The 6,310-nt window shown below is 43.7% G+C and carries 5 protein-coding genes; 4 read left to right on the top strand and 1 reads right to left on the bottom strand.

Annotation, left to right across the window (positions count from 1 at the left end; all coding sequences use genetic code 11):
- The first annotated feature begins 846 nt into the window (after positions 1–846).
- The 4 genes from ltrA (at position 847) to F6K51_RS25680 (ending at position 5,094) form a co-directional block, all read left to right on the top strand.
- Complete coding sequence (gene ltrA, locus F6K51_RS25695) at positions 847–2,523, top strand: group II intron reverse transcriptase/maturase (protein ID WP_293025457.1); 1,677 nt, start codon at positions 847–849, stop codon at positions 2,521–2,523.
- A gap of 120 nt (positions 2,524–2,643) precedes the next feature.
- On the top strand, positions 2,644–2,814 hold the full coding sequence (locus F6K51_RS25690) for a hypothetical protein (protein WP_229415378.1): 171 nt from the start codon (positions 2,644–2,646) through the stop codon (positions 2,812–2,814).
- A 679-nt stretch (positions 2,815–3,493) separates the two neighbouring features.
- Positions 3,494–3,847 (top strand): reverse transcriptase N-terminal domain-containing protein, encoded by a 354-nt coding sequence (locus tag F6K51_RS25685; RefSeq protein WP_365940187.1) that lies wholly within the window; start codon positions 3,494–3,496, stop codon positions 3,845–3,847.
- 95 nt (positions 3,848–3,942) lie between these two features.
- Positions 3,943–5,094, top strand: a complete 1,152-nt coding sequence (locus F6K51_RS25680) for a reverse transcriptase domain-containing protein (protein ID WP_365940185.1) — start codon at positions 3,943–3,945, stop codon at positions 5,092–5,094.
- 226 nt (positions 5,095–5,320) lie between these two features.
- Here F6K51_RS25680 and F6K51_RS25675 read toward each other — a convergent pair whose 3' ends face one another.
- Positions 5,321–6,157 carry a HEAT repeat domain-containing protein gene (locus F6K51_RS25675; RefSeq protein WP_293025456.1) on the bottom strand — a complete coding sequence of 279 codons (837 nt, stop codon included), beginning with the start codon at positions 6,155–6,157 and terminating at the stop codon, positions 5,321–5,323.
- Positions 6,158–6,310: the final 153 nt, after the last annotated feature.

Here is a 6,310-nt window from a genome sequence, read left to right as displayed (position 1 = left end):
AAGCTTCTTCATGGCAAAAAGAAAACCAAGCAGAAGGCTTGAAGTAAGGCTTGAGCCGGATGATGGGTAACTGTCAAGTCCGGTTCTTAGGGGAGGGGAGTAGAGTAATCTACAAACCTTACCCGACTTCACGCTCGGTTCTGAAGGAGAGGTGCTCCCCATAATAGAGGACATCGACTCTAACACAGGCTGACTACAATGCTGCCAGAAATATTCTTAGCAGAGGTACGGATAAGGGTGCGATTCGTTGGCTAGAAACCAAAACCTCTTATGGGATTTTGGGGGATTAGCCGGTAGGAGCTCCGACCAATAAAGTCGGAATACAGAACCTAGACAACTTGATGACCATATTGGTGAAAGTCCAATCCTCCCGGAATCGGAGTGAAAGCCCTACCCCCATTTGTGAAAACTAACAAGTTCATAAATGAATGCAGGGGTCGAACAGCGAAGCGGAACTAATCCAAGGGAAGTTAGTAGCAGGCAGAGACTCATGGGTACGAGAGAAAGGTACACCTGAATCATCGTGAGTACCACGTGGCGAAATGGATTGATACGCCACAGACAAAATGTCGCGGAATAAAGGATTAATTAATTCCTTGTTTAATTAATGATTCCCAAATAATATTCCCGGTGAATAGTACCGCCCTAAAAGTCTATAACAATGGTCATCAGGAACGAAGTAACCGCCATATGTACTCTTGGAAAGGTCGAATATTCCAAGTAGGTAGTTAGCCGCAAGTCATATGGGGGCAAGATTGAGTCAGAAGCTAATGCCTGGGGTAATAACCAGGATACGCAGACGGACTCACGTTACAGGAAAAGAAATAGTTGTGAGTACCAATTAACATGTCTAAAACTCTGGGTAACCAGACGGTGGAATGGAATAAGGTAAATTGGCGAAAGCTAGAAAAAACCTTATACAAGTTGCAAAAACGAATATTTCGAGCCTCTCAACGTGGTGACACCCGTGCGGTAAGAAAGCTACAAAAGACTCTGATGAAGTCCTGGACTGCAAAAATGATAGCGGTACGTAGAGTCACCCAGGAAAACAAAGGGAAAAATACGGCTGGAATAGACGAGGTGAAGTCTCTTAAACCAGAACAACGCCCCACCTTAGTAGCCTCCCTTAATGTATCCCTGAGGGCAAAACCTACCCGACGGGTTTGGATTCCCAAACCAGGACGGCTAGAAAAACGCCCATTAAGTATACCTACCATGTATGACCGCGCATTGCAGGCACTAACCAAACTGGCACTAGAACCAGAATGGGAAGCTAAATTTGAACCTAACTCATATGGATTCAGACCAGGACGCTCATGTCATGACGCCATCGAAGCAATATTTAACTACATCAGACAAAAACCCAAATGGGTTCTTGATGCTGACATAGCAAAATGCTTCGATAAAATAAATCACGATGCTTTACTAACAAAACTCAATACCTATCCTTCCATGAGACGTTTAATTAAGTCCTGGCTAAAAGCCGGTGTGATGGATAAAAGAGTATTTTCCCCTACAAAAGAAGGCACACCACAGGGAGGAGTCATCTCTCCTCTTCTGGCCAACATAGCCCTACACGGAATGGAACATAGAATCTGGGAACACGCTAACTCTGTACCGAAAAAAAAGACACATTATAAAAATGGTCTTGGACTAGTTAGATATGCAGATGATTTCGTCATCATGCACCCAGACCAAACTGTGATAGAGGATTTTCAAAAAGTAATCAATGATTGGCTAAATGACATGGGTTTGGAATTAAAGCCAAGTAAAACAAAAATCTCCCACACAATGGACGGGTTTGATTTCTTAGGATTCAACGTCAAACAATATAAGGTGGGAAAAAATCACTCAAAACAAGGCTTCAAAACCATCATCAAACCATCTAAAGAAAAAGTCCAAGAGCATTACGGGGAAATAGCGGACGTCATAGAACGACATAAAGCTGCCCCACAAAAGGCTCTCATAAGCCATCTTAAACCTAAAATACGAGGTTGGTGCAACTATTACAGCACAGTATGTAGTAAAGAAACCTTCAACGATTTAGGAAACTTGCTCTGGAATAAACTTCAAAGATGGGGATACAGAAGACATCCAAAGAAATCAAAAACATGGGTAAACAATAAATACTGGGGAACTGTTGGAAATAATAAATGGGTATTCAAAGACGGGGATGATTATCTCCCTAAACATGTCTGGAAGGAAATAAAAAGACATGTCAAAGTCCAAGAAACCAGAAGTCCATATGACGGAGACTCAGTATATTGGAGTACCAGAATGGGAAAACATCCTGAAATGACCAGTCAAAAGGCAAGACTTTTGAAAAGGCAAAAAGGGAAATGTGCTCACTGTGGTCTTACCTTTAGAGAAAAAGATTTGATGGAAAAGCACCATATATTACCAAAAGCACTAGGTGGAAAAGACTCAGACAAAAATCTGGAATTATTGCACCTACATTGTCATGACGCTAAACATGGAAAGAAAAATAATTCCACTATGGAACTAGATGCTAATCCATGGTAGAGGTACCAACGTCAATGGTTCCTGTAATGAGGAGCCGTATGATACGAAAGTGTCACGTACGGTTCTGAAGACGAGTCAGGGAGGCGACTCCTCGGCTTAGTTTAATATATCACCCGGTACATGAGTAAAACCGAGGTGCAGGCAGTGTTATTGCGTCGTACCGCGCGTTACTTGAAAGGTATGGGACTGAGTCTACTAGATGCGGTTGAGCTTGGCTGGCTTGACTGTAAGCATACTAAAACTCGGGCTTTTAAGCAACTCCTGGTCGAGATGCCAGGAACGCCTAGATAGATGAGCGGCAGGCTTAACTCCAATTGCTGAATGACCGCTCCTCACTCAGGCAACAATAAAATGAACCTTGACCGTTTTATACCGGATTATCCCGATTAATTACGGTTGTGCGGCTCGTTCCTAGGAAGAGCCTTCTGAAACAGAAGGGGTAAAACTAGGGAGATTCGCGGGAATAATCCCAAAAATCCTAACTATCCTTCGGATGGTGGTGTAAACCCACCCCTTGAGGAGATAAGTGACTCCCTACCTTGGCCACACCGAATAGGCGGCAACCTATAGAGTGAAGCTGGCACCAGGGCGGAATCAGAGGTAAAGCAGATTATCCACACTGCCGCTAACGGGGAGGCGACTTGGGCAAATAAGTTCTAAAAAAGTGTCTGATAGCTAAGCCGCAATCTGGAAAACAAAATGCGAGACTTTATTCCTTTATTCTCACAACGTTTTATGGTTGACAGTTGTAATCTCCGAGAAGGGAATAGGCAAAATGAACTGCCCTAAATCCCCAGAACAATCTGATAGATGGAACGAGTAAAAACGACAGCAAAAATGGGTCTGAATAACGGTCGTAACTTCGGTAAGCTATGCCAAGCCTAATCCCCACTGTCGGGTAGGATGCCATCGAAAACTGGTGGCGGGTATCCAGAATATACAAACCTTAAAAGAGTATGGGTAGACACGTATGAAATACAGTGACCTATGGAAAAGCCAAAAGTGGAAACAACTCCGCAGAAACCTTTTCCGCCTTCAAAAGCGTGTATATAAAGCAGTTCAAGCTGGCGACTTGAGGAAAGCTCGGTCTCTGCAAAAACTGATTCTGAAATCCCGTTCAGCACAACTACTGGCCATCCGACAAGTGACACAGCTCAACCAAGGAAAAAGAACCGCCGGAGTAGACGGAAAAGCATCTTTAACCTACAAAGAACGGTTTGAGGTACTTAAAATACTAGGCTCCAGTGCAGAAAATTGGATGCACCAAGGGTTAAGGGAAATCCCAATACCTAAGAAAGATGGTCAGAAGTTACCGCAAGAATAGGGCAGCCTTAATCATAAAGTTTTGACCCTTTTGCCCATAGCCGACCAACCATAAAGGCTGCCCTATTCTAAGGTTTCGTCTCCGGAGGTACGAGAATGTTGAAAGTACCGACTATCCAAGATAGAGCATGGCAATGTCTAGTAAAGTTCGCTCTAGAACCTGCCCATGAAGCAACGTTCAGTGCCGACAGTTATGGATTCAGGACAGGTCGATGTGCCCAAGACGCACAAAAACGATTATTCCTTCACCTGGCATCCAACAAAAACGGTATCAACAAGAGAATAATCGAACTAGATATTAAAAAGTGTTTTGACCGCATATCCCACAGCTCCATTATGGATAGATTGCTAGCACCTGCGGGTCTGAAGATGGGGATATTCAGATGTCTAAAAGCAGGCATCAATCCGGAATTCCCGGAGCAAGGAACGCCCCAAGGTGGGGTGGTCAGTCCACTTTTAGCCAACATCGCGCTTGACGGAATAGAGAATATACACCCCAGCATCCGTTATGCGGATGACATGGTGTTCATTCTCAAACCAAAAGACAATGCTGATAAAATTTTAGAAAAAGTGAATAACTTCTTAGCCCAACGCGGCCTAGAAGTTAACCAAGCAAAGACCAAACTAACCAAAACGACAAACGGATTTGACTTCCTAGGATGGAAATTTCGCGTCCAGAAAAACGGAAAATTCCGATGCATTCCCTCTGAGGAAAACCACCGGAACATACGTAGGAAGATTAAAGCCGTAGTCAATAGCTCGAATTATGGTGCCGAAACTAAAGCCAAAAAACTAGCACCAATCGTACGTGGATGGAGGAATTACCATAAAAGCTGTGACATGAGCAGTCTCCGAGATAATCTCTGGTATATAGCCAAAACCGCCAACCGAAAATTCCGAAAGGAAAAGAAGGTGAATCGGTACAAAGCTAAAGAGTTATGCAAGAAAGCCTTTCCAGCTGTAGGGTACGAACAAAATCAACACGTAAATGTAAAGGGAACTAAGTCCCCATACGACGGGGACTTAATCTACTGGAGTAAACGGAACTCCAAATTATACGATAATGCTACCTCCAAGGCTTTAAGAAGGCAAGACCATTCCTGTGGATATTGTGGATTGAAATTCACAGATGAGGAAAGGATTCACCTCCACCACATCGACAGAAATCATGATAACTGGAAGAAAGACAACCTTATGGCTGTCCACCAAAGTTGTCATCAACAATTACATTGGAGCAGTGATACCTAGGAGCCGTATGCGGTGAAAGCCGCACGTACGGATTTGAAAGAGAGGTGCCCTGGTTAATACCAGGCATCGACTCTACCCAAAACCCACCAGTGGCAGAGTAATGGTTAGATAAATGGTTAGATAAAATTGTTAGATAAATGATTAGATAAAATTATTTGAAACTTGATCCTTGATTCTTGAAACTTGATCCTTCATCCTTCATCCTTCATGCTTTAAACTTCACACTTCATAGAAGACCATCCATCAAGTTTATAATTTTAATTGCAGTCTCCGATAGGTAGCAACCATCAGTAGGATGGTTTTCTAAGTGATGCTCTAAAATTCCTTTGAGGGCGAGTAGCTTAAGATTATTTTCTGCCGAGGTCTGAGCGATCGCATCGGCTGCTGGTAAATAACCAATTGCCCCGAGATCGGAAAGAGCTGCTCGCCTCAGTAGCACTTGATCAGCTTTCAAAGCTTTGATTAAACGTTCAGCATAAGTAGGGTTTTGAGTTAGCTGGTACATCGCCCGTGCGGCGGCATACTGTTCCAACTCGTTGGGATGTTCTAGGAATACTTCAATTAGGTCAATGGCTTCGGTGGCACCAAGCTCCCCCAAGGCTTCGATGACAGCATTGTAGGGTTGGGCGAGGTGGGGACTTCCGAGTATAGGCTGGGCTGCTTCTAAACCTCCGTCTAGCAGTTTGATCAGCTTGGGAATACAGGCACGATCCCCTAACATCCCTAAAGATCGTACCGCTGCTTCCCTAACATAAAAATCGGAGCAGTCTAAACAATTAATCAGCGCAGGTACAGCTCGATGGTCTCCTAGTTTGCCCAGTGCCCTGGCAGCATTCCGGCGCAGAGGATATCCTCCTAATTCTGTCTGGTTGTCCTGATCCTCTAGCGCAGCGATTAGGGCATCAATTGCCAGTGGTTCCCGGACTCGGAACTTTCCTAGCCACCATGCTGCATAATAGCGAAGCCCCTGGTCGTTTCCTTTTAGATTTGCGATCGCTTGCTCTACAGTTAATGACTCAGAGTTATCAGTCTCAACATAATTCTCAAGACTAGGCTGCAACATTTTAACTTGCTAATTTAAACTTGTTAATTTAAACTTGTTAATTTTCATTTTACGCACGCTCCTGTCTCCTGTCTCCTCAAAAAACCTACCAATTTCTTACTTTATTCTTCATCATTGATCTGATTACTTGGTAGATATAGGGTACCTAAATCA

Source organism: Moorena sp. SIO3I8 (assembly GCF_010692325.1).
Lineage (GTDB): Bacteria > Cyanobacteriota > Cyanobacteriia > Cyanobacteriales > Coleofasciculaceae > Moorena.
This window is presented reverse-complemented; position numbering and strand designations above follow the sequence as displayed.

What these genes read in the sequence shown, in the direction of transcription:
- ltrA (WP_293025457.1), top strand. Translation starts at nt 847, where the DNA reads ATGTCTAAAACTCTGGGTAACCAGACGGTGGAATGGAATAAGGTAAAT.
- F6K51_RS25690 (WP_229415378.1), top strand. Translation starts at nt 2,644, where the DNA reads ATGAGTAAAACCGAGGTGCAGGCAGTGTTATTGCGTCGTACCGCGCGT.
- F6K51_RS25685 (WP_365940187.1), top strand. Translation starts at nt 3,494, where the DNA reads ATGAAATACAGTGACCTATGGAAAAGCCAAAAGTGGAAACAACTCCGC.
- F6K51_RS25680 (WP_365940185.1), top strand. Translation starts at nt 3,943, where the DNA reads ATGTTGAAAGTACCGACTATCCAAGATAGAGCATGGCAATGTCTAGTA.
- F6K51_RS25675 (WP_293025456.1), bottom strand. Translation starts at nt 6,157, where the DNA reads ATGTTGCAGCCTAGTCTTGAGAATTATGTTGAGACTGATAACTCTGAG.